We start from the raw sequence: 820 nt of genomic DNA on the forward strand, positions 1-820 counted from the left end.
GGCACTGTTGCAAAGTTAGCGATGAGGCAGCCTTTTGTCTTATTCAAAGGCCTTACATTTCAAAAACTCTGCTTACCAGGCGCATTTCGCCCAGGGGATCACCATAATAAAATGCTGAGGCCTGGCCTTTGCGTAGTGCACGCATCACCTCAATACCTTTGATGGTGGCGTAAGCCGTCTTCATGGATTTAAATCCCAGCGTGGCGTTGATTATCCGTTTCAGTTTGCCATGATCGCATTCAATCACGTTGTTCCGGTACTTAATCTGTCGGTGTTCAACGTCAGACGGGCACCGGCCTTCGCGTTTGAGCAGAGCAAGCGCGCGACCATAGGCGGGCGCTTTATCCGTGTTGATGAATCGTGGGATCTGCCACTTCTTCACGTTGTTGAGGATTTTACCCAGAAACCGGTATGCAGCTTTGCTGTTACGACGGGAGGAGAGATAAAAATCGACAGTGCGGCCCCGGCTGTCGACGGCCCGGTACAGATACGCCCAGCGGCCATTGACCTTCACGTAGGTTTCATCCATGTGCCACGGGCAAAGATCGGAAGGGTTACGCCAGTACCAGCGCAGCCGTTTTTCCATTTCAGGCGCATAACGCTGAACCCAGCGGTAAATCGTGGAGTGATCGACATTCACTCCGCGTTCAGCCAGCATCTCCTGCAGCTCACGGTAACTGATGCCGTATTTGCAGTACCAGCGTACGGCCCACAGAATGATGTCACGCTGAAAATGCCGGCCTTTGAATGGGTTCATGTGCAGCTCCATCAGCAAAAGGGGATGATAAGTTTATCACCACCGACTATTTGCAACAGTGCC

The 820-nt window shown here is 52.1% G+C and carries 1 protein-coding gene; it reads right to left on the bottom strand.

Annotated elements, in window-relative coordinates; genetic code table 11:
* Nucleotides 1–52: 52 nt before the first annotated feature.
* Nucleotides 53–757, bottom strand: coding sequence for an IS6-like element IS26 family transposase (locus L6C30_RS14645; protein ID WP_001067858.1), 705 nt, complete (start codon nt 755–757; stop codon nt 53–55).
* Between the last annotated feature and the right edge of the window lie 63 nt (nt 758–820).

The organism is Acinetobacter sp. KAM396 (assembly GCF_021602765.1).
Lineage (GTDB): Bacteria > Pseudomonadota > Gammaproteobacteria > Pseudomonadales > Moraxellaceae > Acinetobacter > Acinetobacter towneri_A.

Coding starts and splice junctions, on each gene's coding strand:
- L6C30_RS14645 (WP_001067858.1), bottom strand. CDS start 757: ATGAACCCATTCAAAGGCCGGCATTTTCAGCGTGACATCATTCTGTGG.